The 23,655-nt window shown below is 70.3% G+C and carries 20 protein-coding genes, 1 tRNA gene and 3 pseudogenes; 14 read left to right on the plus strand and 10 right to left on the minus strand.

Features of this window, described 5'->3' with window-relative positions; genetic code table 11:
• Positions 1 to 226 (minus strand): annotated as a pseudogene (locus EST92_RS32280) (GNAT family N-acetyltransferase); the annotation flags it as partial.
• A 288-nt stretch (positions 227 to 514) separates the two neighbouring features.
• Here EST92_RS32280 and EST92_RS20620 point away from each other — a divergent pair.
• The 3 genes from EST92_RS20620 to EST92_RS20630 all read left to right on the plus strand — a co-directional run bounded on the left by EST92_RS20620 (position 515) and on the right by EST92_RS20630 (position 3,367).
• Positions 515 to 1,036: a toxin-antitoxin system HicB family antitoxin gene (locus EST92_RS20620; RefSeq protein ID WP_129282344.1), complete on the plus strand. Its 522-nt coding sequence runs from the start codon at positions 515 to 517 to the stop codon at positions 1,034 to 1,036.
• Between the two features lie 90 nt (positions 1,037 to 1,126).
• The gene (locus EST92_RS20625; RefSeq protein WP_129282345.1) at positions 1,127 to 1,972 is read left to right on the plus strand and encodes a DUF4097 family beta strand repeat-containing protein; all 846 of its coding nucleotides are present in this window, start codon (positions 1,127 to 1,129) and stop codon (positions 1,970 to 1,972) included.
• 168 nt (positions 1,973 to 2,140) lie between these two features.
• Positions 2,141 to 3,367, plus strand: coding sequence for a cytochrome P450 (locus tag EST92_RS20630; protein ID WP_129282346.1), 1,227 nt, complete (start codon positions 2,141 to 2,143; stop codon positions 3,365 to 3,367).
• A gap of 187 nt (positions 3,368 to 3,554) precedes the next feature.
• Here EST92_RS20630 and EST92_RS20635 read toward each other — a convergent pair whose 3' ends face one another.
• Together EST92_RS20635 and EST92_RS20640 are read right to left on the minus strand one after the other, a co-directional pair.
• Positions 3,555 to 4,058: a DUF6083 domain-containing protein gene (locus EST92_RS20635; RefSeq protein WP_129282347.1), complete on the minus strand. Its 504-nt coding sequence runs from the start codon at positions 4,056 to 4,058 to the stop codon at positions 3,555 to 3,557.
• A 466-nt stretch (positions 4,059 to 4,524) separates the two neighbouring features.
• The gene (locus EST92_RS20640; RefSeq protein ID WP_129282348.1) at positions 4,525 to 5,097 is read right to left on the minus strand and encodes a hypothetical protein; all 573 of its coding nucleotides are present in this window, start codon (positions 5,095 to 5,097) and stop codon (positions 4,525 to 4,527) included.
• Between the two features lie 671 nt (positions 5,098 to 5,768).
• On the opposite strand from EST92_RS20640, the pseudogene EST92_RS32285 reads away from it, so the two are divergent.
• The 3 genes and pseudogenes from EST92_RS32285 to EST92_RS20660 all read left to right on the plus strand — a co-directional run.
• Positions 5,769 to 6,472 (plus strand): annotated as a pseudogene (locus EST92_RS32285) (radical SAM protein); the annotation flags it as partial.
• Positions 6,473 to 6,524: 52 nt separating this feature from the next.
• A pseudogene (locus EST92_RS32290) lies at positions 6,525 to 6,658 on the plus strand (Tn3 family transposase); the annotation flags it as partial.
• Between the two features lie 258 nt (positions 6,659 to 6,916).
• The gene (locus EST92_RS20660; RefSeq protein WP_129282350.1) at positions 6,917 to 7,327 is read left to right on the plus strand and encodes a RidA family protein; all 411 of its coding nucleotides are present in this window, start codon (positions 6,917 to 6,919) and stop codon (positions 7,325 to 7,327) included.
• Between the two features lie 440 nt (positions 7,328 to 7,767).
• Here the strand turns inward: EST92_RS20660 and EST92_RS32295 are convergent, their stop codons facing one another.
• Both EST92_RS32295 and EST92_RS20670 read right to left on the minus strand, forming a co-directional pair.
• On the minus strand, positions 7,768 to 7,956 hold the full coding sequence (locus tag EST92_RS32295; RefSeq protein WP_254068931.1) for a hypothetical protein: 189 nt from the start codon (positions 7,954 to 7,956) through the stop codon (positions 7,768 to 7,770).
• Positions 7,957 to 8,434: 478 nt separating this feature from the next.
• On the minus strand, positions 8,435 to 8,680 hold the full coding sequence (locus EST92_RS20670; RefSeq protein WP_129282351.1) for a hypothetical protein: 246 nt from the start codon (positions 8,678 to 8,680) through the stop codon (positions 8,435 to 8,437).
• Between the two features lie 449 nt (positions 8,681 to 9,129).
• On the opposite strand from EST92_RS20670, the gene EST92_RS20675 reads away from it, so the two are divergent.
• On the plus strand, positions 9,130 to 9,309 hold the full coding sequence (locus EST92_RS20675) for an integrase (protein ID WP_129282352.1): 180 nt from the start codon (positions 9,130 to 9,132) through the stop codon (positions 9,307 to 9,309).
• Between the two features lie 159 nt (positions 9,310 to 9,468).
• On the opposite strand, the gene EST92_RS20680 is transcribed toward EST92_RS20675, so the two are convergent.
• Together EST92_RS20680 and EST92_RS20685 are read right to left on the minus strand one after the other, a co-directional pair.
• A tRNA-Ser gene (locus EST92_RS20680) sits at positions 9,469 to 9,555 on the minus strand.
• Positions 9,556 to 9,607: 52 nt separating this feature from the next.
• On the minus strand, positions 9,608 to 11,140 hold the full coding sequence (locus EST92_RS20685; RefSeq protein WP_129282353.1) for a trypsin-like peptidase domain-containing protein: 1,533 nt from the start codon (positions 11,138 to 11,140) through the stop codon (positions 9,608 to 9,610).
• 644 nt (positions 11,141 to 11,784) lie between these two features.
• On the opposite strand from EST92_RS20685, the gene EST92_RS20690 reads away from it, so the two are divergent.
• The 3 genes from EST92_RS20690 (at position 11,785) to EST92_RS20700 (ending at position 14,426) form a co-directional block, all read left to right on the plus strand.
• Entirely contained in the window at positions 11,785 to 12,582 is a 798-nt protein-coding gene (locus EST92_RS20690) for a glycerophosphodiester phosphodiesterase (protein WP_216849115.1), read from the plus strand.
• Between the two features lie 140 nt (positions 12,583 to 12,722).
• Entirely contained in the window at positions 12,723 to 13,313 is a 591-nt protein-coding gene (locus tag EST92_RS20695) for an ATP-binding protein (protein WP_129282355.1), read from the plus strand.
• Positions 13,314 to 13,457: 144 nt separating this feature from the next.
• Complete coding sequence (locus tag EST92_RS20700; protein WP_129282356.1) at positions 13,458 to 14,426, plus strand: DUF5926 family protein; 969 nt, start codon at positions 13,458 to 13,460, stop codon at positions 14,424 to 14,426.
• A 296-nt stretch (positions 14,427 to 14,722) separates the two neighbouring features.
• Here the strand turns inward: EST92_RS20700 and EST92_RS20705 are convergent, their stop codons facing one another.
• Together EST92_RS20705 and EST92_RS20710 are read right to left on the minus strand one after the other, a co-directional pair.
• Positions 14,723 to 15,352 carry a hypothetical protein gene (locus EST92_RS20705; RefSeq protein WP_174244082.1) on the minus strand — a complete coding sequence of 210 codons (630 nt, stop codon included), beginning with the start codon at positions 15,350 to 15,352 and terminating at the stop codon, positions 14,723 to 14,725.
• Between the two features lie 197 nt (positions 15,353 to 15,549).
• A complete protein-coding gene (locus EST92_RS20710) occupies positions 15,550 to 16,299 on the minus strand; it encodes a bifunctional DNA primase/polymerase (RefSeq protein WP_129282357.1) in 750 nt (249 codons plus the stop codon).
• Positions 16,300 to 16,995: 696 nt separating this feature from the next.
• Here EST92_RS20710 and EST92_RS20715 point away from each other — a divergent pair.
• Positions 16,996 to 18,681: a PP2C family protein-serine/threonine phosphatase gene (locus EST92_RS20715; protein WP_129282358.1), complete on the plus strand. Its 1,686-nt coding sequence runs from the start codon at positions 16,996 to 16,998 to the stop codon at positions 18,679 to 18,681.
• A 123-nt stretch (positions 18,682 to 18,804) separates the two neighbouring features.
• A complete protein-coding gene (locus EST92_RS20720; RefSeq protein ID WP_129282359.1) occupies positions 18,805 to 20,265 on the plus strand; it encodes an aminopeptidase P family protein in 1,461 nt (486 codons plus the stop codon).
• Positions 20,266 to 20,299: 34 nt separating this feature from the next.
• Here EST92_RS20720 and EST92_RS20725 read toward each other — a convergent pair whose 3' ends face one another.
• Positions 20,300 to 20,947 carry a TetR/AcrR family transcriptional regulator gene (locus tag EST92_RS20725; protein WP_129282360.1) on the minus strand — a complete coding sequence of 216 codons (648 nt, stop codon included), beginning with the start codon at positions 20,945 to 20,947 and terminating at the stop codon, positions 20,300 to 20,302.
• A 437-nt stretch (positions 20,948 to 21,384) separates the two neighbouring features.
• Between EST92_RS20725 and EST92_RS20730 the strand changes: the two genes are divergently transcribed.
• Together EST92_RS20730 and EST92_RS20735 are read left to right on the plus strand one after the other, a co-directional pair.
• Positions 21,385 to 22,698 (plus strand): diacylglycerol kinase family protein, encoded by a 1,314-nt coding sequence (locus tag EST92_RS20730; RefSeq protein WP_129282361.1) that lies wholly within the window; start codon positions 21,385 to 21,387, stop codon positions 22,696 to 22,698.
• Between the two features lie 248 nt (positions 22,699 to 22,946).
• A complete protein-coding gene (locus tag EST92_RS20735) occupies positions 22,947 to 23,333 on the plus strand; it encodes a VOC family protein (RefSeq protein ID WP_129282362.1) in 387 nt (128 codons plus the stop codon).
• The last annotated feature ends 322 nt before the right edge of the window (positions 23,334 to 23,655 follow it).

A 23,655-nucleotide genomic window follows, 5' to 3' on the forward strand; every position in this document is an offset into this window, starting at 1 on the left:
CCCCCACATCCATGGCCACAGCCATAAAGACCTGATGCGCCTCGATGTAATCCGGCCCCACCCGGTATCCCTCAACCATCGCGGCATACCGCCCCTCATACGCCCGCGAGCTGCGCACCAGCCGAGTGAGCCGCCGCGCATCCCGCCCTTCGGCCCGCCGCACCACCACCGCACCCAACCGGCCCGCGCCCCCGGCCCCCGCCCTGCGCACACCCACGTCAACCACACCCCACTTCCCACACAACGCCCGGACAGGCACCCAACAACAACTGCCATGAACTCATGGCAGCACATGGCATCACATGACGTCGGATGGCACCGCTTGGCGCCACCCGGCACCAACCAGCGCCACCCACTACCCCCGAACACAGACGGCCACGCCCATGGCACCACAATGACTCAGCCAGCCCTATTACACGTTCTACCAGGTCAGCGCGGCTATCCACCAAGTCCGTCCCCCACAAGACACCATCCACGCTTGCGCATGGCACCACACTGATGCCACCATGGCGCCATGGACCTCACTCCGTATGTCGACACCCTGCGTCGCGAACTCGCGGTGGCCGCCGAAGCCGGTGGGAAGGATGCCCGCGAGCTGGCCGAGCGGCTCACCGCCCCCCTGGAGTCGGCGACCCGTCTGACCATGCTCAATGTGCTCTCCGCCGCGATGGACGAGATCACCCGCGAGCTCGCCCCCGGCTCGGTCGACGTACGGCTGCGCGGGCTGGACCCCGACTTCGTGGTGACACTGCCGCCCGGTGACAGCGGCCACGGCCACCCGGAGGCAGCTGCCGCCCCCGCCGAACCGCTCGCGGCGCCGCCCACCACGGACGACGACGGTGGCACCGCCCGCGTCAATCTGCGACTGCCGGCCCACCTCAAGGCGCGCGCCGAAGAGGCCGCGAACCGCGAGGGCCTCTCGGTCAACGCGTGGCTGGTGCGCGCCGTGTCGGCCGCCGTCGAGGGCGGCGCGCGGCCGCGTACGACGGAGAAGGCCCACTCCATCGGACAGAACTTCAAGGGCTGGGTGCGCTAGCAGCGCCCGCACACCCGCCCCACTTCACCCACATCACGTCCCCTCCCCACCGGCGGGGACGACCATGAGACCCAAGAGGACGGGACAGCCATGCCTTCTTTCGACACCCCCGAACCGATCTCGGCCACAGCGCACGTGGAGGCCGGTTCCATCCAGTTCACCGCAGGCGACCGCCGCGACACGGTCGTCGAGGTGCGGCCCCGCGACCCGCAGCGGGATCCGGACGTGCGGGCCGCCGACCAGACCGAGGTGACGTACGCGAGCGGCGTCCTGACCGTCCGGACGCCCAAGCAGCGCTACCTGCTCGGGCGCACCGGGACCGTGGACGTGACGGTCGACCTGCCCACCGGCTCGCGCGTCGACATGACCGGCGCCTGGGCCCAGGTGCTCGGCGAGGGCCGGCTCGGCGAGGTCCGGGTGAAGACCTCCTCGGGCGATGTACGCCTGGACACGACCGGGCCGCTGCAGCTGACCGCGTCCCACGGCTCGATCACCGTGGACCGCGTCGAGGGCAAGGCGGAGATCAGCACCAGCTCCGGCAGCCTGCGCGTCGGCCTCATCGACGGCCCCGCGACCCTGAAGAACTCGCACGGCACCACGACCGTCGGCGCCGCGACCGGGGAGCTGCGGGTGAACGGCGCCAACGGCGACATCGACATCGCGCGCGCCGAGGGCTCGGTCGCCGCGACCACCGCGAACGGCACCCTGCGCGTGGCCGAAGTGGTACGCGGCACCGTCCAGTTGGAGACCTCCTACGGTGCCATCGAGGTCGGTATCCGCGAGGGCACGGCCGCCTGGCTCGACGTCAGCTCGGGCTTCGGGCAGGTGCGCAACACCCTCACCGCGTCCGAGTCCCCGGAGAAGGCCGAGGACACCGTCGAGGTCCGCGCCCGTACCCGCCACGGCAACATCGACATCCTCCGCGCCAAGCCCTGAACACCCCCGCACCCCCCACACCCCATCCTCAACTCACCTCATTCCCAAGCCACTTCAGCATCTGAGCGGAGGTTGGCCGAGATGCCATGGCCACACCACGAGATCGAGAGCCGCCGCTCACTCGCCCACCGCCTTCCGACCTCAACAACAGCCACACAAGGACCTCCAATGACTCAAACGGCTCCCATCCCGCACGGCCTCCCCATGGATCGCGATGCGGGCCCCTTCGACCCGCCCCGCGAGATCACCCGGCTGCGCGAGACTCGCCCGGTCAGTCCCCTGGTCTTCCCCGACGGTCACGAGGGCTGGCTCGTCACCGGCTACGACGCGGTCCGCCAGCTCATGGCCGACACCCGGTTCAGCTCCCGCCAGGACATCGGCGTTCTCCACGTCCCGTACGAGACCCCCGGCATGCCCGTCGCCACCGAACCGTCCCCACAGATACCGGGCCTGTTCATCGCCATGGACCCACCGGACCACACCCGGCTGCGGCGCAAGCTCACCGGTGCCTTCACCGTCAAACGCATGAAGCTGCTCGAAGAGCACATCATCGCCATCACCGAGCGGCAACTGGACGAACTGGCGCGCCTCACCCCGCCGGTCGACCTGGTCAAGGAGTTCGCGCTGCCGGTGCCCTCGCTGGTGATCTGCGAACTGCTCGGTGTCCCCTACGCGGACCGGGAAACCTTCCAGGTCAACTCCGCCAAGTTCATGGTCAAGGACGTGACGCTCGAAGAGAAGATGGCCGCGTACGGCGCTCTGACCACGTACCTTGCCGAACTGGTCACGAGCAAACGCGCCACCCCCGGCGAAGACATCCTCTCCGACCTGGCCCGCCACGACGACCTCACCATCGAGGAGCTGACCGGCGTCGCCTTCCTGCTGCTGCTCGCGGGCCACGAGACCACCGCCAACATGCTGGCACTGGGCACCTTCGCGCTCCTGGAACACCCCGGGCAACTGGCCGAACTGCGCGCCGCCCCTGATCTGCTGCCCGGCGCCGTCGAGGAACTCCTGCGCTACCTCTCCGTTGCCGACACCTTCTATCGCTACGCCACGGAGGACATCGAACTCGGCGGCGAAACCATCGGCAAGGGATCGACCGTCGTCGTCTCGTTACTGGCCGCCAACCACGACCCCCAGCGCTTCGAGAACCCCGACACCCTGGACATCCACCGCAAGGCCCGCGGCCATCTGTCCTTCGGCCACGGCATCCACCAATGCCTCGGCCAACAACTGGCCCGCATCGAGATGCGCGCCGGTTTCGACGGACTGCTACGCCGCTTCCCGACCCTCAAGCTCGCCATCCCCGCCGGCGAGGTGAAACTCAGAACCGACATGAACATCTACGGCGTCCACGAACTACCGGTCACCTGGACGGAAACGACCCGGTAGACCGTCGGCCGCCAGGTCCTCTGCGCCTGCCGGGGCCGTGCCGGATCCGTGCCCGACGGCGACCGGGCACAAAAACGGCCCCCGACCGGCTGGCCGCAGAAGGATGAGGTGAGATCGGCAGTCCTCTTCCACCGCTGCTGGTCGGCAGTGGGCTTCGGCGCCAGTTCCTACGCGGCCCCGCTTCCCCTCACTCGGGTTCCGCGGCTCGTTCCTGCTCGGCTTCCTGCACAGCCTCCGGGCACAGGCACACTGCCCTGTGTGCGGGGCGCACGGGGTCGCTGGGGAGTGGCTCGATGCCGCGGATTCGCACGGCCACGATCTCGGCGGGGATGCTGGAATGCCGGCCACGAATGGTCTCCAGCCGCCACCGATGACAAGGCGCGACGTCCTTCGCGGGGAGGTCTTCGCCGGCCAGGTAGACCCATCGCTCGTAGTTGGTGGGGTATGGCCTGACCGCGGCCCCGCAATCGCGACAGGTCGGCGGTTCGTACGGGGTGACGTCATCCGGATCGGGTGCGACCTGGGGACGGGCGGTAGCGCCTTCCTCGATGGCGAGTTGGTTGGCGTAGACGTTCCAACAGGGATCGCAGAGCACGGCCATGAGACTGACGCGGCCGCGTTCCCTTACGGTTGGGCCGCCGGTGCGGCAGCTCTGGCATACGCTCTGGCTGGTGTCCTCAATCGCCCCCATGTGGTGGAGCGTGAGCGCAAACGTACTGTGGACGACAGGGCGCAATTGGGTCGCGTCGGCGCGTGCACAGCGACCGGGCACAGGACCATGGGCCATGCCAAACCGGCCCGGCCGTCCTGACCGTGCAGAACAGGAGCCGAAGCCGCGCTGCCACCATTGCCTTTGTCGCCGCTCGCACTCGCAGCCTGGGGCCCGACAACCGAACCGAAGTCCCCAGCCCAAGAAGCACTGGAAGCAGCAATACGACGCCTTCCAGGAAAGCGAGAAGCACTTCGCCGCCGTTCAGACTCTCTCTGACCTCATCCGTCGCATCTCTTTCCCTTAAGGAGACGCAGATCCATGGCGAGAATGGGGAACTCCGCTATTTCTTTCAGCGGCCGTCCTGTTTATGGTTGCCGCACGTGCGTATAGCCCCCAACCTCATCCTGGAGGTCGGGGGCTTGGTGGAACTCACTGCGCCGAAGGGTCAGGGCACGAGGGACGCCTTCCATAGGGTGACGTCGGCGGCGCGGTTGAAGTAGACGTTGGTGCAGACGGAGTACGCGGAGCCTGACTCTGTGCCGAGGCCGTCGGTCTCCAGGAAGCCGCCGTTGGCGAGGTAGAGGTTCCACAGCAGGAGGACGTCACCGGCGCGGACGTTCTTGTCGGTAGGCGTGGAGGTCTGGGCGAAGATCTGCCACCGGCCAGTACCGGGAGCGCGGTCCTGGTTCGGGGAGGTCGTAACGGCGTAGCGGCCGCCGGCGGCCTGCTGGGCGGTGTTTGCTCCCCCGTTGGTGTCCAGGTAGCTGCCGTTGCCGTACAGGTTGCGGAGATAGACCACGTCCCCGCTCTGGACGAGCTGCCCCGTGGTCTTGCCGGTGGTCGAGAGGATCTGCCACGTGCCGGTGCCGGGGCCGCGGGTGGGGGTCGGGGCGGTCGAGACCTTGTACAGGGCACCTGCGGCGCTGCTTGTGGAGTTGGTGTCGAGGTAGCCACCGGCCCAGTTGTTGTACCCGTTCTGTAAGGCCAGTTTGTCGCCGTACTTGAGCTCGTTCGCCATCTGGCTTCCCCTCCGTGGTTGAAGTACCGCGGGCCCCGGAACTTGCCTCTGGCGCGTGACCCCCGGTTCGCCTACACGAGTCTCGCAGCGCCTTGGAAGGATATGCCCGACATCGGATTACTTAATGCCCTGCGATGTGTGATTGCTCCGGACCTGGACAGTGAGCCTCCTTGCTGCGGGAGATCGGCCGCGTTCACGAGGGGCACGGGGCAGGCTCACCACCCACTCAATGGGAGATGCTTCGTGGTGCTCGTGACGCGCCGGCGTTCAGCGGGACCAACCGACGATCCTCGCTGGGGCTACCTGTGCATCGTGGGAGCGTGCCGACCTGGGCGGCTTGCCCAGCGCGGGGCCAAGTACCGGTCTTGGTCACATCCCGCTGAGGCCGGCAGCTCCGCACGGACCTGATCCTGGGCCTCTACGGCACCCTTCTCATCTGCCAGCCGGGCGAGCAGCGAGGAGCAGAAGACGTTCATGCGCCACCAGGGCACGGCGTAGTCCGAGGTCTGTTCCTCCGAGGCGGCTTTGTCGAACGGGCGGCCATCCGGTACCACGAGACGGCCTTCGCTCCGTCGGAGCCGGGGAACGTCCTGGCGTACAGGGTCATGAGCCGGGAGGCACAGACCACAGATAGGGGGTGTCCAATTGCTGTTGGACCACGACCAATTCACCCCGGAACTTCAGGTCGAGTCTCGATCTACCTCAAGACCAACGGCGCCGACCTCCTCCCGGCGCGCATCACCGCAGACGCCGACTTCGCCCTGGCGCTGGCAGCCGTACGCGGAAGCCTGCCGACCAACGAGGCCCACTTCACCGGCGGCGAGCCGACGCTGCACCCCGATCTTCCCGGCCTGATCACCATCGCACGACGACTCGGTCTCACGGTCGGCCTCACCCTCCAACTGCGAGAACGGTGCAGCCGCATGGCCGGACTGTGCAGCCGCAGGACTCGACAGAGTGAACCGGTCCATGTTCGGCACCACTCCGGAAGAGCTGGCCGCCGTCCAGGCACCACGCCTCGCGAACCCCCAAGTTGGCGGCACGGAAGTTGGCCGCGCTGGACAACACGGTCGAAGCCGCCACCACGCACGGGATCAAGGTCTCGGCGTACATCGTGATCCCCGACCGGAACCACGTGGAGCGGGTTCTACGGATCATCGAGCGACACGGCCGGACGGTCGCCGTGCGCATGCTGGTATCGCTCGAAGACGACGGGGCGTCACTGGAAGCCATGCGGGAAGTCGTGGATCACCTCGGGGTCATCCCCGAAAGGCGCATCGTCACAGCCGGTGCATCGGACCAACGAGTGCGCTACCGGCTCCCGGACGGGCGGCCCCTGTACGCCAAGAGCATCCGCCCGGTCCGCCTACCGGAGCCATGCCGTCAGGAGCAAGATGGCGCAGACCCTGATGCAGTCCCTCTCCGAGGAGGCCGTCTACCTGCTCGCGAATGAGTCGGCCACCAAGCCCGACACCCTGCACGCCGACACCCAGGGCCAGTTCTTCCCCGTCTTCGGGCTCGCCCACCCCCTGGCATCGATCTCCTCCCCCGCGTCCCGAACTTCCTCGACCAAGTACGGTCGTGGCACCACGAACCGTGGGTATAGGTGGATCGCACGAGCATCTGACAGCTGTACGGGAACAGCGCAGCCCACTCACGACAATTTGATACTTGATACGCGATGCTGTCCGTAGGTCGCAGTGCGCCGCCGTAGCGACCTACGGTGCGGTTCTCGCGGATTTTTGGATCACTCTGTTTTGCGTCCTTGTATCAGCGCAGCGCATCTTGATCAATTGCCTAATTGCCAAGGAAGCCAGCCATGCCGCGTACGACATTTCAACCGCACGAGCTGTTTGACAGCAGGCCGTGGGGGTTTTCACAGGTCTCGGTCTCCCCACCCGGCAGGATCATCAATATTGCTGGCCAGGTTGCCTGGGACAGTAACCACGAGGTCACGGCGGTGGGGCGGGAAGCGCAGCTTCGCCAAGCGCTGAAGCATGTCTTCATCGCTCTTGAAGCTGTTGGAGGTACTCCGGAGGATATCCAGATCCTTCGGCTCTACCTTCCTGATTTCGAGTCTGGTCACGAGGCGGATCTGATCGGTCGTGTCCTCGTCGACACGTTCGGATCGGAAAACCCACCTCCATCTTCCTGGATTGGGGTGCAGGCTCTGGCTCAGCCGGAGTACCTGGTCGAAGTAGAGGCTATGGCTGTTGTCCCGGACAAGTAGAACTCCGGGTGAAGATGGGTAGATCAGTAGTGGCGGAGTAAAGCCGTGCTGCAGACCCTTCCAACGGTCCCAAGAGGCCGGGCCCCCGCCGCACCGGATGACGGTCGTCCGGCCGGTGCCCGGCTGGTGCTTTCCCGCCTGCCACACCCCCGCGGGGGTGTGGCAGGCGGTCGGACTACTGCTGCGGGTCCCGTTGTCTGGCGCAGACCCCGCAGGATTCCTGGCTGAAGAGGAGCTCCGACAGCCGGATTCGTTGAACCGAGGCACAGTCCATGCAGCGGCAGGTCCAGGACAGCCCGAAGCCTCGAAACCGCTCCAGCGGCTCGAACCCCTCCCACTTCAGCGTCAGGACGGCCGACCTGGGCGCGAAGCGACCGTCGGGAGCGACCTCGGCCTCGCGCTCGGCCAGGGAGGGCCGACGGAGCCTCTCGCGTTCTCGTTCACGGTGCTGCCAGGCCCTGTTCCAGGCGCCGGTCCAGGCCGGCCACTCCGTTTTCCGGCACTTCGCACGACGCGAGGAACGCCTGCAACTGCTGGTGGCAGCGCGGAATCATCTGCTGACCGACGATGCGATGGGCGCTGGAGCGCGAGATCCCACCGGCTTCTGCGCGGGCCTCCATCGTCCGCACAGGCGGGGCACCATTCCTTTCCCACAGGTCCACCAGGGCAGCACTCAGCTCCGCGGGCTCGCGGACAAACTCCAGCCGTGGAGCCGGACCGGTCCGGGTGCGGCGCTTGGATTCGACAGTCCTCGCGCCGTGCTTCCTGCCACAGGCGACGGACCTCGCCGGGACTCAGCCCGCAGGCACGGGCGTGGGCCAGCGCCAGGTGCAGGCTCGGCACTGTCGTCCCTGAATCCGCGCGTTGCAGCACGGTGGTGGAGTAGGCGGTGTGACTGGCGAGCTGGGCGTAGGTCAGGCCCTTGCGGGCGCGCAGAGGGCCGTAAAAGCCGGTGCCGCCCTCGCGGTACCGGCTTTTACGTTCCCGCCGACACCCGGGCCACGTGCACGCAAGCGGAGGTCAACGGTGTGTGGTGACGACTGGACCGGCGCAGGCCCGGCTGATGATGTCCGCCGCCGACCGACCGGCCGACGGCGGTCGCCGCGCCTACCGGAAGCGCTTGACGATCAGCGTGACCGTCCCCACCCCGGCGGGGGCGCCGGCGATGGTGGTGCCCAGCTGGGGCTGGCCCGTGAGCCCGATGACGGCGCCGGCGCCGACGCATGCGGCGGTGAAGCCCAGCTGCGCCCAGGCGAGGGCGGTACGCGAACGGGCAGGGGCAGGCTCGGCCGACGGTGCCTGCTGCGTCTCCTGCGACTGGGCGGCGTCACGAGCGGAATTTGAGGTGAACATGGCAAACCTTCATTTTCGGCGTGCCGCAGCACGTGGTGAATGGAAGTCACTGACTTTGAGCTGACGGGGGGTTAGCCGCGCAAGCCCGTTCTTCCGTAGCCCGGTGGCGCCCCCGGACAGGGAGGAGACTGCACCGCGGCAGCGCCCGATTCGAGTTCTCGTGAATGTGCCGGGGCCGCTGCGGTGACTCGAATCCTCTCGTGCTCGCCATGCCCATTCCTGGCCTCTGACCTGCGACTTTGCTTGAACGGTTGCACGGGGCTGCTACGGAGAGCCTTTTCGCGGGAACTTGGAACCCTCTCGCGAGGCTGCCGGGCCCCGACCGGCCGAGGCCTCGTACATCACAGGGCAGGGGTAGCCGCGCAAGTCCTCGCCCGCGCACGCCTGTACGCCCCGGTCGTTAGCGAGAAGGCGCTCACCCCGACGGAGCTTCCTCTCCGCTCGCGGCGGTGCCCTACTCCCTCAGGCACGCGATCGTCTCGCTGTGGATCAAGGCGGGCGTGGACCCGGTGGAGGTTGCCCGGCGGGCCGGCCACAGCGTGGCTGTGCTCTACCGCTTCTACGCCAAGGTGCTGCACGGAACGCAGACGCGAGCGAACGCCTTGATCGAGCAGGAGCTGGGCGGGTGAGGAGGGTGCCTTCCACCCTCGGATTTCTGGCCCGCCGCTGGCCCGTACGCCCTGGTCAGCGCCGGGATACAGGCGAACCGGGGTGAGACAGGATGGACGCAGAAGGGGTGCCCGATCCCCTCGGACACCCCTTCTGACCAGCTAAGTCGCTGACCTCTGCGGAGGCTGTGGGATTTGAACCCACGGTGACGTTGCCGCCACGACAGTTTTCAAGACTGTTCCCTTAGGCCGCTCGGGCAAGCCTCCCCGCGGCACCGGTGCGCGTGGGCGTGTGGTGTCGCGGGATCAGACTAGCGCGTCACTTGTCGCCCGTGCGCTGCCCCAGGGTGACTCGGGTGGTGTGCTCCTTGCCGCCTCGCTTGTAGGTGAGGGTGACCTCGTCGCCGGGCTTGTGCTGCCAGATCTCGCTGATGAGGGTGGGGCCGCTGTCGATCACCGTGTCGTCGAGCTTGGTGATCGTGTCGCCGGGCTTGAGGCCTGCCTTGGCGGCCGGGCCGTTCGGGCTGACGGGGTCGGAGCCGTTGTTGCCGGTCCGGGCGATGGTCGCGCCGTTGCCGGTGTCCCGCATGGCGACCTGGACGCCGATCTGCGGATAGACCGGCTTGCCCGTCTTGATCAGGTCCTGCGCCACCCGCTTCGCCTGGTCGATCGGGATCGCGAAGCCCAGGCCGATGCTGCCGGACTGCTGGGACTCGCCGCCCAGACCGCCGCCGTTGCCGGCCGACTGGATGGCGGAGTTGATGCCGATGACGTTGCCGGCGGCGTCCATCAACGGGCCGCCGGAGTTACCGGGGTTTATCGAGGCGTCCGTCTGCAGCGCGCTCATGTACGAGGCGCTGGCGCCGCCGCCGTCGCTGGAGGCCACCGGGCGGTCCTTGGCGCTGATGATGCCGGTGGTGACGGTGCCGGACAGGCCGAAGGGCGCGCCGATGGCGATCGTGGCGTCGCCGACCTGCACCTGGGAGGACTTGCCCAGCGGAAGGGGGTTGAGCGGGGCGCCGGAGGGGTTCTTGAGCTTGATCACGGCGACGTCGTAGCCCTGGGCGTGGCCGACGACCTCGGCGTCGTACTTCTTGCCGTTGGAGAACGTCGCCGTGAGCTTGCCGCCGCCGGCGGCACCGGCGACGACGTGGTTGTTGGTGAGGATGTGGCCCTGCTTGTCGTAGATGAAGCCGGTTCCCGTGCCGCCCTCGCCGCCGGCGCCCTGGGCCTCGATCGTCACGACGCTCGGCAGCGCCTTCTGCGCTATCCCGGAGACGGAGGTGGGCTTGCGGTTCAGCGCTCCGGGGTCACCGGGCGCGGAGACCGTCGTCGAGGCGTCGTCGCTGCGGCCCGCGAGCCAGAAGCCGACGCCGCCGCCGACACCGCCGAAGACCAGCGCGGCCGCCAGGACGGCCGCGATCAGACCGCTGTTGCGCCGCTTGGGAGCGGGGTTCCCGGTGAAGCCCCAGGGGTCACCGCCGCCACCGCCGCCATAAGGGGGACCGCCCCAGCCGCCGCCCGCTCCGGGGGCACCGTGTGCGGCGGTGCCGTACGGGGGGAACTGGGCGGTCTGTTCGGTGGTGGGCTCGTCGCCGGGGCGGCCGTAGCCGTGCTGCTGAGGGTGTCCGGTGTCGTACGGGGGCATGCGGCCCGGGTCGCCGGAGCCGGCACCGCCCTGGGACGAGGCGGCGGCCGGTGCGAAGTCGGGCGGCGGGGGCGCCACGGGGGGAGCGGCCGGCGGCGGGGCGCCGGGAGCCCGGGCGCCGGAGGCGGAGGCACCGTCCGGCTGCGGCCCGGCCGGCGGCTTGGCCTCCGACGGGACGGCGGCTCCCTCGTTCTCGGTGCTCACAGCTCTCTCCTCAGCTTCACGACTGTCGGCGTCCACGGCTCCGCGGGCAGCTGCCCGGTGTGCCTCATGCCTCAGCTGTCTGATGCCTGGGGCGCGCCGTTTCTTCCGGGGCTTGCGGGTCGGCCGGACCCTGGGGTGCCGGTCTTGTCCTGCCGGCGGGCCGGGCGGTCCGCCGGGTGGTGCGGTTGTTCCGTGCCGGCGGGCCTTGCGGGCCCTCCGGGTCGTACAGCTCCTCGATGCCGGCCATCAGCTCTCTGCCGGCAATGCGGAACCCGGCACTCCAGGATTCAGGATCCGGGATCCGGGCGATGCGGGCGAGTCCCGGTCCGCCGGTCCGGGGGCGCGGGCCGTGGCCCACCGGTCCGTCGGGCAGCTCCCGTCCGTCCGCGAGACCCGGTCCGTGCGTCCGGGGCCGTTCGGGCCGGACGGCACGGGCGAGTCTCCGTACCAGCCTTACCCACTGCGCGTCAGAGCACCGTAAGCCGAGACTGTGACTGTCCCCTCATCCTTTATCCCGGACAAAACCGGCGTCCCCTGTTCCGCGGCATGGGGAATGCACCCGCCGGCCCGGCAGTGGTGGGTGGCACGATAACGCGGTGACCTATGTACGCCCCGCCCAGGACGCCCGTCCGGATCGTCCCGCCATGTCCGTCGTAGCCCATCGGGGTGCCTCGGAGGACGCGCCGGAGCACACCCTGGCCGCCTACCGCAAGGCGATCGAGGACGGTGCGGACGCCCTGGAGTGCGACGTCCGGCTGACCGCCGACGGCCATCTGGTCTGCGTACACGACCGGCGGGTGAACCGCACGTCCAACGGGCGCGGCTCGGTCTCCGCCCTGGAGCTCGCCGACCTCGCGATGCTCGACTTCGGTTCCTGGAAGGCCGAGGGGTTCGCGAACGAGGCGCCGGACCGACAGCACGAGGACCCCGAGCGGACCGCCGTCCTGACGCTGGAGCGGCTGCTGGAGCTGGTCGCCGACGCGGACCGCCGGGTCGAGCTGGCCATCGAGACCAAGCATCCGACGCGCTGGGCCGGACAGGTGGAAGAGCGGCTGGTCGAGCTGCTCGGCCGGTTCGGGCACACGAAACCGGCCATGCGCGCCGACTGGACACCTCAGGTCCGGGTCATGAGCTTCTCGGCGCGCTCCCTGCACCGCGTCCGGGCCGCGGCACCGGCCATCCCCGGGGTCTACCTGATGCAGTTCCTCACCCCTCGGCACCGCGACGGCCGGCTCCCTCCCGGCGTCGGCATCGCGGGCCCCGGCATCCGGATCCTCCGCTCGCACCCCGACTACGTCGCCAAGGCACACCGCGCGGGCCACCAGGTCCACGTGTGGACCGTCAACGACGCCGCCGATGTCGAGCTGTGCCAGGAATTGGGAGTGGAAGCAGTCATCACAAATCGCCCCAAGCAGGTACGAATCCAGCTTGGCCTCACCTAAAGGCCCTCACAGGGTGTGCACCGGCGCATTCGACTCGTATTCGATTATGTCCAGTGCGTCACCGAGTGTCGCTTGGCCGGTTTCCGGTCCAGTCCATTGGGGCATTCATCCCGTGGCGTGGGGCAAAGGAGGTCTCGGGGGTGGCGTTGGTGGTGGCACAAGAGGTGCCGACGTCGTCGATCATGGCCGTACCCCATGGACCAGTGGGTGTGGGCATGGCCAGGCGGCGCATGCGTGAAGAGCTGTTGGCAAGTGGAGTTCAGGACACGGTCGTCGATGACGCGGTCCTTATTCTTTCGGAGCTGTTGAGCAATTCGTGTCGCCATGCGCGTCCGATATACGAAAACAGCACACCGGATTCCGTAACGGCCGGGCAGGGTGACACCCCGTCGGCATCCGTCCGGGCCTCCTGGCGCATCGACGTCCAGGGCAAACTGACCGTCGCGGTCACGGATGGCGGCGGCCCGACCCGACCGCTTCCGGCCACTCCGTCGGTGACGGCGCGCGGCGGCCGCGGTCTGGCGATCATCCGCTCGCTCGCCAAGGACTGGGGCGTCCGCGACACCGCCGTCGGCGAGGTCACGGTCTGGGCGGCCCTCTCGCTCCATGACGCGTTCGCTACGCGCGTGGACCTGACGCCCGGTCTGCCGCCCTCGCTCGCCGCCGGCGCGCCGGTGCGCACCGGGCATCCGCTGGGCCCGGGCTTCCCGGACTTCGACGACCTGGTGTAGCGGCCGGGCCGGACCCGCCAGGTGCCGCCGCACCGGCACGGGACACGGCCGCGCGCCCAGCCGGACGCGACCGGGTACGCAATCCTCTAGGCTCGCGCCGAAACGCGTCCGTACGCCCAGGATCGACCAGGAGACACCGTCGCCATGGCCAAGAAGCGCCGTCCCCAGTCCCAGGCCGCAGCACCGCAGATGAAGGACGGTGAGGTGCCGGTCGTCGGCGCTCGTGAGCCCTGTCCCTGCGGCTCCGGCCGCCGGTACAAGGCCTGTCACGGGCGGGCCGCGGCGCATGCCGCCACCACACTCGTGCAGCGCCCGTTCGAGGGGCTGCCCGGCGAGTGCGACTGGGTGGCGCTGCGCGAGCTGGTGCCCGCCGCCACCGCCGAGTTGACGCTCAAGGGCGGACTGCCGGAAGGGGTCCCGTCGGTGACGCTGGCGACCGTCCTGCCGATGGCCTGGCCCGCGCTGCGCCGTGACAACGGTGCGGTCATGCTCGGCCTGCAGAACGACACCGCCTCCGGCGACCTGAGCCGCGACCTTGCGGACACCCTCCAGCGCGCGCTGGTCGCCGAGCCCGGCACTCCGGTCGCCGCCGGACGGCCCGCGCCCGACGGCCCGCGGCTGCAGGACCTGCTCGACCCGGAGGCGGCTTTTGAGCCGACCGTCCACACCGGATTCGAGTTCTGGGTGGAGAACCCCGAGAACGCCACCGGCGAGGTCGCCGCCTCGCTGGAGCGGGCCAACGCGGCGGCCATCCCGACGTCGCGGATCCCCGGGCTGGAGGGCGCGTACTGGTGCGAGGCCCCGGACAAGAACCACCTTCGCTGGGTCACCGGGCACCCCGAGGAGCAGCTGCTGGACGCGCTCGCACGGCTGCATGTCGCGGGCGCCTCCGCGCTCGGTGACGACACCCGCCTGGTGGGCTCGTTCCGCGCCCACGGCCTGGTCGTTCCGGTCTGGGACCTGCCCTCGTCGATGAGCGCCGACGACGTCGCCGAGCCCGCCGCGGCGTTCGCCGAGCGGCTGGCCAAGGCCCTGGCCACGGACGCTCCGCTGACCCCCGAGGAGCGCCGGGCGCGGGGCGGTCTCACCAACCGTCAGGTCACCCTGAGCTGACCGGGCCGGCCCCAGCCAAGCGGACCGGACGCCTCCGGGAAACCGGGGGGTGAGACCGGTCACAACTGCCTGTACTTGCCGGTAAATAGGCGTCCGGAATTCCACGATCGAATTTGCGAACCGCCGATCTCTTGTTACGGTTCTAAAAGCCCGGTCGCTGGTGCATCCCCCGTCGCCAGCGACCGGGCGCTTCCATGTCCGGAGGCGATTGATCCGCTTCGCCGGTCCGGACGCCGGTGGCCCACGCCCCGGCCGCGGGCCCCATGGGCGGCCCTTCCCCCTCGGCGCCCGTCCCGTCAGAGGTCCGAACCACTGTCTTCCATGGGCGAGTTGCTGCCGGAACGCAGCAGCAGCCGCTCCCCCGCCGCGTCGGAAACCTCCGCCACCGCGGCGTACGGCAGCCCTCCCGCATGCAGGGTCGGAGCGGCCGGTGTCTCGCACACCCCCGGCACATCGGCCGCCGGCACCGCGCAGTTCACCTGGACGGACCCGCCGTCCGGCCGCAGCAGCGTGAGGGCGGCGCGCAGGGCGGCGCCGGTGCGGTTGCGGTAGTACGTACGCGCCCGGGTCCGGCCCGCCTGGCCGAGCACGCAGGTCTGGGCCTCGATGCCCCGGGGAACGGTGAGTTCGGGGCCGCAGCGGGCGGTGCGGCCGGGGAAGCGGCCGGCAGCGAGGCCCGTGCGGGCGCTGCCGGAGCTTGGGGAGCCGACGCCACGGACCGGGCTCTTGCCCTGATTGAGCCCGCTATCGACCGCGTTTCCCGTTTCGGTCGAAGGGCTGTTTTCGGACGTGAACGCTGCCCCGGACCGCGCCCCCGGAGCCGGGCGGCCGGCCGGACCGGCCATCGCCACCCCGAGCGGCACGAGGAGGGCGAGCACTGCCGCCCCGGCGAGCCCGGTCAAGCGGAGTTTTTGCGCACGCTGCATGGCCCCCACCTGCGATTGAGATGCCGCCGACGACGGCTTGACGGTGGTGCGAACCTATCGGCCGGCGGGGGTGCCCCAGGACACCCGAAGCCCGTTTCCGGGCGGGATCGGGGGCGGTCACACCCGTACGGGTGAGGTGAGGGCGGGCGGTGGGTGACACCGCCCGCACACCACGGGCGCCGGGCCGCGGCGCGGCGTCAGTACGCGAGCCGGCTGCCGCCGTCGGGGGTGCTGGTGCTCGCCGTGACCAGGGCGTCCACGATCGTGACCACCTTCGGCAGCCAGGGCGCGGCCGAGGATGGGCGTCCCCCCCGCTCGAACCGAGTGGAGAGTTTGGGGGAGGCCGGCGGCCGCTCCCAGCGGACCTGGCCGGCCCCGACCGGCGAGGGAGGAAGCACCACATAACCGCCCTCCCCGTGGAACCGCAGCGAGCTGGGCACCCAGTCCTGGGAGTGCAGCAGCTCACCCAACTCCGCGAGGTCGTACGGCGATACGAGCAGCGACCAGCGGGTGGGCGTGGCCACCACGGGGCCGAGGCGTACACCGAAGTGGTCCAGGGCCGCCAGGGCGCGGGCGCCGGCGACGGCGGGCAGGCTCACCGCACAGGGCGCGCGGCCGCCGGTGGCCAGCACCAGCGGGGCATCGGGGCGGTTGGTCCACCACCACCGCAGCATCCGGGCATCGGTGGTGGCGGCCAGCAGGCCGGGGTCGAAGGGGTGCGCACCGGGCACCACACAGTCGGGGTCGGGGCAGTTGCACCGAGGGGCGGGCCGCTCGCCGAGGCCGAGCCGGACACCGGCCGGCTGCCGGCCGCCGGACCTGAGGCCCACTCCGGGAAGTACGGGCCACTGCCACTCGGTGGCGCACTGGAGCGCCGCACCGAGCAGCGCCGACCTTCCGCCGCGCCGGAACAGGAGCTTGCGTCGCCTTCCGAGGATCTCGCGCATGAGCGCTCGTTCCTTTCCGTTAACGCCGAGGGCTATGTCCATCGCACTACATGGCACTGCTTCCGGTTCGCCATCGTTTCGCCGTGCCGCTTGATGCCGTTGTGTGACGTTTCCTGCGGCCCGGCCGTGCCGCCCGGGGTCGATCGCGCATCGATCACGCCACGTGGAGTACTGGTCACCGCGTGTACAAGGCAGCGCATCACGCCGTACGCCGAGCGTGGAACGTGGCGGGGGGTGGCGCGCGCATGGCGCTTGCGCTTGGGTCGTGCAGTCCCCGCCGCTTGGGAGTGCGTAGCGGTCGTCGGCGTATGAGACGCCGGTGCCCGCCGGAGGGTTCCGGTGCGGCCCCAACTGGCCCCGCACCTTTCCGAGTACGTACCCGCCACTGTGGTGATGACGCGCTGCTGATCGCCGTCAGTCGACCTCAAATTGACGCTCAGGGGGCTCTTTTCAGGCCAATCTCCAGACCTCGCTGACACCACAAACCCCATAGGGACAGTGCTGGACATCACATCGTTGATGCGTGTACATCTGGAGGCATTGATAGCGGAGCAGCATGACATGGGGGTTTGCGATGCTATTGAGGGATTTGAGCAGCCCACTGCACCGCCCCACATCACTCGACAATATGCCGCGCTCTTTGGCAAAAGGCGGCCTGACCTGGGGTCACACCCGGCGCGACGATAGCCGTCGGCCATGAGCGCCCCTCACGTACCGAAAGTGGCTGGAATCGAACCAGCTCTTCCCGCTCCCGCGCACACTGTCGCCCCCCACGCGGCGAATGCCTCCGCGGATCCCGCCTGCGGCGCCCTGTCCGAGGGCTCGCCGGGTACCCCTGGGGACCCCGGTTCCGACGCCTCGTCAGCCGGCGTCACCGGCACGGCCCCCGACCTCTCCGGCATCGCTCAACTCACCGCCGTCCAAGACCGGCTGGCCGGCTGGATCTCCGACCTCAGCACCCTGCACGACCTGACCGAACGGCTCGCGCACACCCGCACGCTGGAGGAGGCCCTGCGCGAGCTGCTGCGGGGCGGCGCCGCCCTGGTCGGTGCCCGCCGCGGCCTGGTCGTGCTCGCACCGGCCGACGGCCTCGGCCCGGAGACCACCGTCGGCCTCGGCCTCGGCCACGCCGAGATCGGCCACATCGAGACCGTCCCGCGCCGCGCCCTGTCGTACGCGCGGATACTGGACGGCCTCCCGGAGCGGGGCGCCTGCGGCGACGACGTCCCGGCCCCCGGCACGAGCCGCGCCCCCGACCCCCGCAGGAGCGCGGCGGTGGCGGCCTGCACCGAGATCTCCGAACCCGACATCCCGGGGGAGAAGGGCCTCGACCCCCGCCTGCGGGAGGTCGCCGCCCGTCTCGGGTACGCCGCCAGCTATGCGGTCCCGCTCACCGCCGAGCCCATCGGCCGTACCGGCGCCGCGGTCTGGCTCTATGACGAACCGGCCGAGCCCACCGAACGGCAGCGCCACCTCGTGGGCCTCTACCGCGCGCACGCCGCCGAACACCTCGCCCGTCTCCTGGAACTCCACCGCAGCCGGCAGGCCACCGAGACCCTCCGCGAGGAGCTGCTGCCGCACCGGCTGCCGCGGATCCCCGGCGTACGCCTGGCGGTGCGGCACAGCACCGGCCCGCGCGGCGGCGGCGACTGGTACGACGCGCTGCCGCTGCCCGACGGCGCACTGGGCCTGGCGGTCGGCTCGGTGACCGGCTCCGGGCCGAGCGCGGTGGCCGCCATGGGGCGGCTGCGGGCGTCCCTGCGCGCCTACGCCGTCATGGAGGGCGAGGATCCGGTCGCCGTCCTCTCCGATCTCGAACTGCTGCTCCGGCTGACCGAGCCGGCCCGCAGCGCCACCGCGCTGTTCGCCTACACCGAGCCGGCGCCCGGCGGGCCGCCCGACCTCCCGGTGCCGGACGGCCTCACCGGCCCTCCCCCGTACCCGGAGGACATGGAGGACATGGAGGACGACCTCGCCGGCGAGGGCTGGGGGAGTGCGCGCCTGCCCCGCAAGCTGGTGCTGGCCGGGGCCGGCCACTGTCCGCCGCTGGTCCTCGGCGAGACGCGGACCGAGTTCGTGGAGACCTCGCTGTCCGCGCCGCTGGGCATGCTGGCCTGCTGGGAGGCGCCCAGCGTGGAGATCGAACCGGCCGGCGGCGAGACCGTACTGCTCTACAGCGACGGGCTGCTCCAGCGCACCGGCGAGTCCATGGACCGCGCCTTCACCCGGCTGCACGCGGCCGCCACCGGCGTCCCCGGGGCGATCCGCCATGATCCCGAGGCGGTCGTCGACCACATCGTGCGCACGATGCTGCCGCAGGGCCTGGACGATCCGTCGTCGGAGGAGGACGTCGTGCTCCTCGCGGTGTACTTCGAGGAGTAGCCCGGCCCGCGGCACGGATGCACCGTATGACCGGACTGCCGGAGAGGTCACACCTTTCTGCCCCTGGACCGCTTTCGATCCGCACATACGATGGAAGGCGGTTCAGTCTTTAGAGGAGGCACCGTGACCGACGAGCTCACGCCGGAGACCCCGGACGAGCACGAGCAGCCGATCAAGCAGCGGAAGAACGGCCTCTACCCGGCCGTCTCCGATGAGCTCGCGGACAACATGAAGAGCGGCTGGGCCGACACCGAGCTGCGCGATCTGCAGCCCATCGAGCAGGCCCCGAACGCCGCCCGGCGCCGCGCCGCGCTGTCCGCGCGCTTCCCCGGCGAGCGCCTGGTGGTCCCGGCGGGCAATCTGAAGACCCGTTCCAACGACACCGAGTACGCCTTCCGTGCCTCGACGGAGTACGTCTACCTCACCGGCGACCAGACCGACGACAGCGTCCTGGTCCTGGAGCCCCGCGGGGACACCCACGAGGCGACGCTCTACCGGCTGCCCCGCTCCGACCGGGAGAACGGCGAGTTCTGGCTGAACGGCATGGGCGAGCTGTGGGTCGGCCGGCGCCACAGCCTGACCGAGGCCGAGGCGCTGCTCGGCATGCCCTGCAAGGACGTGCGCGAGCTGACCGAGGCGCTCAAGGAAGCCACCGGTCCGGTGCGGGTGGTGCGCGGCCATGACGCCGGCATCGAGGGCGCACTGGCCGACAAGGTCACCGCCGAGCGCGACGAAGAGCTGCGGGTGTACCTCTCCGAAGCGCGCGTGGTCAAGGACGAGTTCGAGATCGGCGAGCTGCAGAAGGCCGTCGACTCCACGGTGCGCGGCTTCGAGGACGTCGTGAAGGTCCTGGACAAGGCCGAGGCGACCAGCGAGCGCTACATCGAGGGCACGTTCTTCCTGCGCGCCCGCGTGGAGGGCAACGACGTCGGCTACGGCTCGATCTGCGCCGCCGGCCCGCACGCCACCACGCTGCACTGGGTCCGCAACGACGGCGCGGTCCGCTCCGGCGATCTGCTCCTGCTGGACGCCGGCGTGGAGACCACCACCCTCTACACCGCGGACGTCACCCGCACCCTGCCGATCAACGGCCGCTACACCGACCTCCAGCGCACGATCTACGACGCGGTGTACGAGGCCCAGGAGGCCGGCATCGCCGCGGTCAAGCCGGGGGCGGCCTTCCGCGACTTCCACGACGCGGCGCAGCGGGTCCTCGCCGAGAAGCTGGTCGAGTGGGGCCTGCTGGAGGGCCCGGTCGAGCGGGTGCTGGAGCTGGGGCTGCAGCGCCGCTGGACCCTGCACGGCACCGGCCACATGCTCGGCCTGGACGTCCACGACTGCGCCGCGGCCCGCACCGAGACGTACGTCAACGGCACGCTGGCGCCGGGCATGGTGCTGACCGTCGAGCCCGGTCTGTACTTCCAGGCTGACGATCTGACGGTGCCTGAGGAGTACCGCGGCATCGGCGTCCGGATCGAGGACGACATCCTCGTGACGGACGACGGCAACCGCAATCTGTCGGCCGGGCTGCCGCGGCGCTCGGACGAGGTCGAGGCCTGGATGGCCGGCCTGCTCGGCAAGTAGCCCCGCGGCACGCCTCGTACGTCCCCCGGTGGCCTCAGCCGCCGGGGGACGTGCCGTTGGCGGGGCCGCCGTCCTTCTTCGTGTAGGCGCCGGCGTGGGCGGCCGCCCGGACGGCGGTGGCGGCGGAGTCCGCGAGGTCCCGGTCGACGGGGCGGCGGGCGATCAGGATCCGGTAGTAGAAGGGCGCGCCGAGCGCCGACATCATCTGTACCGGGTCGGTGTTCGCGGGCAGTTCGCCGCGGTCGACGGCCCGTTGCACCATCCGGCCGGCCAGCGCCAGCCGCTCGTCGAAGAAGGTCCGCAGCACCGAGGCCACCTGCCCGTCGCGGGCCGCGGCGGAGACCACCGCCTCGATCAGGCGGCGGACCCGCCCCTCCCCGTACAAGGCGGCTATCGAGCGGGCCAGCGCCCGCAGGTCCCCGGAGAGGGTCCCGGAGTCCGGCAGCGGCACCTCGGAGCCGACCTCGGTCAGCAACTCGCAGATCAGACCCTCGATGCAGCGCCAGCGGCGGTAGACCGTGGCCAGGTGGATTCCCGAGCGCGAAGCGACCTTCTCCATGGTCAGCCCGCCGAACCCGTTCTCGCCCAACTCTTCGAAGACGGCGGTCAATACGGCCTTGCGGGTGCGGGCGGTGCGCCCGCCGGGCCGGGTCTCGCCCGGGGCGTGGTGCGCTGTCGTCACGACGGCTCCGTATTGCAGTGCGGGATCACGCCAAGTATTGTCCGAGAAAGATTAATGCGAGCAACTTCGCGTTAATCAGGTGCGCGCTGGTCTCGCCGGGACAGGGGACGCCGCGGGGGAGGTCCTCCCACCGCGAGACCGCGCTGCCCACCTCGCTCAAGGGTGATTTTCAGTCAGTTTCCCGACTGCCCGCGTTCGCCCGGTTTGACACCTCGCCACCGGCACGGCATGCAACCGTCTCCGGTCGTCCGCCTCAGCCGTTGCCCGCCCCTGGCTCCGGGCCCCGCCTCCGGACGTCCGCCCGGCGGCGTGCCGCTCACCCACCGCAACCGCCCCGCGCCCCGGATGTGCTCCTGGCCGCGCCGGTGGACGCTGGAAGGGACCGCACCGCGGTGTCCCCGCGCGCTCGCGCGGGGCGCGGACGGGAGGTGGGTCGGATGGACGGACGCTGGACGGCGCGCCTGGCGCTGACGGCGGCAGCGGCGGCGGTGCTGGTGCTGCTGGGCTTCGCCGGGCTGCAGAGCATCGCGCTGGTGGGCCTGGGGGCGGCGGGACTGGCCGTCGCGGCGGTCGGCCTGTGGTGGCTGCTCTCGCGCAGGGGCCCGGCGCGGGTGCTCGGCCTCGTGCTCACGGTGGCCGCCCCGCTCGCCGTCCTCGTGCTCTACGTGATCGCCGGGCTGCTCTGGGTCGTGCTCGTGTCGGTCGTCCTGTGGGCGCTGGCCGTCTCCACCGGCCGGGCCGCGCTGGCGGCGCAGACCGGCCCGGCGGGCCGGCCGGAGCCCGTCGCCACACCCCCCGCACACCCTTTCCTGATCATGAACCCGCGGTCGGGCGGCGGGAAGGTCGGGACGTTCGGACTGGTGGACAAGGCCGAGGCGCTCGGCGCCGAGGTCTGCGTGCTGGACCCCGCGCATCCCCGGGACGTGACCGAACTGGCCCGGCGGGCCGTCGACGACGGCGCCGATCTGCTCGGGGTCGCGGGCGGTGACGGCACTCAGGCGCTGGTCGCGGGCGTGGCGGCGGAGCGCGGTGTGCCCTTCATGGTGATCTCCGCCGGGACCCGCAACCACTTCGCCATGGACCTCGGCCTCGACCGCGAGGACCCCTCGACGTGTCTGGAGGCGCTGACCGACGGCGTCGAACGGCGCGTCGATCTGGGCTTCGCCGGGGACCGCATCTTCGTCAACAACGCCTCCTTCGGCGCCTACGCGGCGGTCGTGCAGAGCCCGGCGTACCGCGCGGACAAGGCCCGTACGACCCTGGAGATGCTGCCGGATCTGCTGACCCACCACAGCGGTCCGCACCTTGCGGTCCGCGCGGACGACACCGCCGTCGACGGGCCGCAGGCCGTCCTGGTGAGCAACAACCCCTACCGCATGGACGATCCGGCGGGCCTGGGCCTGCGGGAGCGGCTGGACTCCGGCGTCCTGGGGATGCTGGGCGTCAAGGTCGACAACGCGGCGCAGGCGGCCTGGATGCTGCGCGGCCGCAACGGTCCCGGCCTGACCTCGCTGTCCGCCCGGGACGTCGTCGTCGACGCGGACGCCCCCGTCATCCAGGCCGGCGTCGACGGCGAGGCCGTCACCCTGCCCACCCCCGTCCACTGCCGGATCGAACCCCGGGCGCTGCGCGTACGGTTGCCCCGTCACCGCCCCGGGGTGCCGCGCGGTCTGCCGCCGATGAACTGGCGCCGGGTGCGACGGCTGGCCCTGCGGACGGGACGGGCCACGGCGGCACCGCACACGGGCTGACCGTCCGCAGGGCGGACGGGCCTGACCGCCCGCACTGCACGAACAGCCGGCAGCAGACAGTAGACAGCAGACGGGGGGGCGGTAGCGCTCGTTCCCCTCCTCGCTCCGGGAGCGGTTGTCACACCGCCCCTCTCCTCATGAGGACAAATCCTGTCCTCATGGCTCTCTACTGTCGTAGACATCGGGGGAAGGTCACATTCCTCCCTATTGAGCACTTTTCCATGAGTCACTATTGCAAGGAGAATGTGGTGGACTTCGTGTCGATTCGCGTGATCACCGACGACGTAGAGCGCCTGACACGGTTTTATGAGCAGGTCACAGGCGTCTCGGCGGTGCGCCCCGCACCTGTCTTCGCCGAGCTGCCCCTGCCGTCCGGCGCCCTCGCCATCCAAGCGAAGACGACGCTGGAGTTCGGGGCCGCTGCCGACAACCACTCCGTCATCATCGAGTTCCGCGTCGAGGACGCCGACGCCGCGTATGAACGGCTGAAGCCGCTGGTCAGCGAGTGGATTCAGGAGCCGACCACGATGCCCTGGGGGAACCGTTCCCTGCTGTTCCGTGATCCCGACGGCAATGTCGTCAACCTCTTCACACCGCTCAGCAAGGAAGCCGTCGAGAGGTTCAGCGACCGATGAATGAGGCGGCTGCTGCCTGCCCTTGAGGCTCAGGCCGGTATGAGCGGCCAGGGGCGGGTCGGTGTGGTGCCGGCTCGCCCCGGATGCGGGAGTCAGGCGGCGTCGTGCACCCGGGCTCGCCCGGTCTGCCGATGGGCCGGCCGCCCGATGGTTCCCTGAACTCCCCTTGGTCCGTGCGGCGTTCGGGACGTGCTCGGAACCGCCATTGGTCAGGGCCCACTTCCCCCACCCGGCCGCTCACGACGCCATCGGAAGCGCCGCCCCCTCCCGCCACTTGAGGATCTTGTCGAAGCTGACGACCGCGCCGGGCCGGCCCGTGCGG

The sequence above is a fragment of the Streptomyces sp. TM32 genome, assembly GCF_004122755.1.
Taxonomy (GTDB): Bacteria; Actinomycetota; Actinomycetes; order Streptomycetales; family Streptomycetaceae; genus Streptomyces; species Streptomyces sioyaensis.

Coding starts and splice junctions, on each gene's coding strand:
- EST92_RS20620 (WP_129282344.1), top strand. CDS start 515: ATGGACCTCACTCCGTATGTCGACACCCTGCGTCGCGAACTCGCGGTG.
- EST92_RS20625 (WP_129282345.1), top strand. CDS start 1,127: ATGCCTTCTTTCGACACCCCCGAACCGATCTCGGCCACAGCGCACGTG.
- EST92_RS20630 (WP_129282346.1), top strand. CDS start 2,141: ATGACTCAAACGGCTCCCATCCCGCACGGCCTCCCCATGGATCGCGAT.
- EST92_RS20635 (WP_129282347.1), bottom strand. CDS start 4,058: ATGGGGGCGATTGAGGACACCAGCCAGAGCGTATGCCAGAGCTGCCGC.
- EST92_RS20640 (WP_129282348.1), bottom strand. CDS start 5,097: ATGGCGAACGAGCTCAAGTACGGCGACAAACTGGCCTTACAGAACGGG.
- EST92_RS20660 (WP_129282350.1), top strand. CDS start 6,917: ATGCCGCGTACGACATTTCAACCGCACGAGCTGTTTGACAGCAGGCCG.
- EST92_RS20670 (WP_129282351.1), bottom strand. CDS start 8,680: ATGTTCACCTCAAATTCCGCTCGTGACGCCGCCCAGTCGCAGGAGACG.
- EST92_RS20690 (WP_216849115.1), top strand. CDS start 11,785: ATGTCCGTCGTAGCCCATCGGGGTGCCTCGGAGGACGCGCCGGAGCAC.
- EST92_RS20700 (WP_129282356.1), top strand. CDS start 13,458: ATGGCCAAGAAGCGCCGTCCCCAGTCCCAGGCCGCAGCACCGCAGATG.
- EST92_RS20705 (WP_174244082.1), bottom strand. CDS start 15,352: ATGCAGCGTGCGCAAAAACTCCGCTTGACCGGGCTCGCCGGGGCGGCA.
- EST92_RS20710 (WP_129282357.1), bottom strand. CDS start 16,299: ATGCGCGAGATCCTCGGAAGGCGACGCAAGCTCCTGTTCCGGCGCGGC.
- EST92_RS20715 (WP_129282358.1), top strand. CDS start 16,996: ATGAGCGCCCCTCACGTACCGAAAGTGGCTGGAATCGAACCAGCTCTT.
- EST92_RS20730 (WP_129282361.1), top strand. CDS start 21,385: ATGGACGGACGCTGGACGGCGCGCCTGGCGCTGACGGCGGCAGCGGCG.